Origin of the sequence: Methanobrevibacter sp., assembly GCF_045577275.1 — an archaeon.
GTDB lineage: Archaea > Methanobacteriota > Methanobacteria > Methanobacteriales > Methanobacteriaceae > Methanobrevibacter.
Genome location: NZ_JAZNIB010000085.1, coordinates 1 through 1,994, shown reverse-complemented (window position 1 = coordinate 1,994; position 1,994 = coordinate 1). Strand labels below are relative to the sequence as shown.

Here is a 1,994-nt window from a genome sequence, read left to right as displayed (position 1 = left end):
TGACCCTCAACTTGATGATTCCAATATAAGGAATACATATAACATAGGTGAAAATGACACAGTTCTATTCTTTATGGGTTGGATCTATGAATTTGCAGGTATGAAGGAGCTTGCAATTGAACTTGGGAAAAACAAGGAAAAATATCCTAATATGAAGATTCTCATTGTAGGTGATGGTGATGCCTATGACAAGATGGTTCAGATAAAGGAAGAATACGATCTTGGTGACCAATTGATACTTACAGGAAAGCAGCCATATGAATTGATTCCTGAATTTTTGGCAGCTGCTGATTTCTGTCTTCTTCCAGCTTATATCGATGAAGAGATTATGCAGGATATCGTTCCAATTAAGCTTTATGAGTATTTGGCTATGGAAAAGGTGGTTATAGCTACTGAACTTCCAGGAATTTCCAAGGAATTTGGCTATGGAAATGGAATTGAGTATGTCCAAAAAGCGGAGGAAGTTTTAGAGACTGCTCAAAGGATTCTTGATGAAGGAAAATATGAAGAGATTTCCAAAAAAGGAAGGGAGTATGTCAAGTCAAATGACTGGGAAGCGATCACTGATAAGTTTGAAAAGGCTTTGAATGACTTGATTGAATAATAGTTTTAAGATATAAGAACAAGTAGAAATCTTTATAACTCATTAAGTTCAATTAAGATTTACACATCAATTTTTTAACTTTTTGAAGTGATGTTAAATTATTTTAAAAATTTTTGTTTTAATGAAAAGTTCTAATTGGTGATATTATGGCGAGAAAAACTTTCAATGAAAAACTAAACGATTCTAAAGACATGCCTAAAATTATAAAAGTTACAGATGAGAAATCCATTGAACGTTATGGTGGAGAGGATATGCTGATTGCTCCTCCATTGGAGTACAATGAAATCATGGCTAAGATTCCTAAGGGAAAACTGATTACTACCGGTCAAATTAGAGAATTTTTAGCAATGAAACATGGTGCTGAATTTACATGTCCGTTGACTGCAGGTATTTTCATTTCTTTAGCTGCTCAAGCAAGTGAGGAAAGAGAGGATAATAAGATACCATTTTGGAGAACTCTTAAAAAGGATGGGGAATTGAATCCGAAATATCCTGGAGGAGTTGAATATCAAAAGGAAATGCTTGAAAATGAGGGCCATAGTTTCATTACAAAAGGAAGAAAGAATATAAGATATTTTGTTGAAGATTATGAAGATAAATTATTTGAGTTAGAATAACTTTTTAGTTATTTTAACTAATTTTTATATTTGTGCTGGATAATAATTTTTTTATTTTTTTAACTATTTTTCACCACTAATAATTGGAGATTGTTTATGCCAGAATTAACATTTAGAAATGCAGAAGAGAAGGATGTTCCTTTGATTTTGGAATTTATTAGGAAATTAGCAGATTATGAACATAGATTGGATGAAGTTATAGCTACTGAAGAAGCCTTGAAATATTGGATTTTTGATAAGAATCAGGCTGAAGTCATTTTTGCTCTTGAAGATGGAAAGGAAATAGGATTTGCATTCTTCTTCTTAAGCTTTTCAACCTACATTGCTAATGTTAATATGCATCTTGAAGACCTTTTCATTGATCCTGAATATCGTGGAAAAGGCTATGGAAAGGCATTGTTAAGGGAACTTGCCAAGATTGTAAAGGAAAGAGGTTATGGCAGGTTTGAATGGACTTGTCTTGAATGGAATGAGCCAAGCAAGGAATTCTATAAGTCTATTGGGGCAGAAGAGAAGGATTGGGATGTTTTCCATTTTACAGGAAAATCCTTGGATGATTTTGTCAATGAAGATTAATTATTTTTTCCTTCTTTTTTTAAAATTTTAAAAAAGTGTTTTATTTTTTTTAATTTTTTTTTAATTTTTTTTTAATTTTTTTTTAATTTTTTTTAATTTTTATAATTTTAAATAATTAGTTTTTTTTTAAATTTTTTCTAATATTCATTTTTTCTGATTTCATTCAATTTATGATTTGTATCTTGTTCAATTATTTG

3 protein-coding genes are annotated in these 1,994 nt (G+C 30.6%); all 3 read left to right on the top strand.

The window, feature by feature from the left end:
* On the top strand, positions 1-604 hold a 604-nt coding region (locus ACKI67_RS02970; protein WP_407461913.1), incomplete at its 5' end, for a glycosyltransferase family 4 protein.
* Positions 605-750: 146 nt separating this feature from the next.
* On the top strand, positions 751-1,221 hold the full coding sequence (locus tag ACKI67_RS02965; protein ID WP_292787234.1) for an MGMT family protein: 471 nt from the start codon (positions 751-753) through the stop codon (positions 1,219-1,221).
* A 96-nt stretch (positions 1,222-1,317) separates the two neighbouring features.
* The gene (locus tag ACKI67_RS02960; protein WP_407461912.1) at positions 1,318-1,797 is read left to right on the top strand and encodes a GNAT family N-acetyltransferase; all 480 of its coding nucleotides are present in this window, start codon (positions 1,318-1,320) and stop codon (positions 1,795-1,797) included.
* The last annotated feature ends 197 nt before the right edge of the window (positions 1,798-1,994 follow it).

Coding starts and splice junctions, on each gene's coding strand:
- ACKI67_RS02965 (WP_292787234.1), top strand. CDS start 751: ATGGCGAGAAAAACTTTCAATGAAAAACTAAACGATTCTAAAGACATG.
- ACKI67_RS02960 (WP_407461912.1), top strand. CDS start 1,318: ATGCCAGAATTAACATTTAGAAATGCAGAAGAGAAGGATGTTCCTTTG.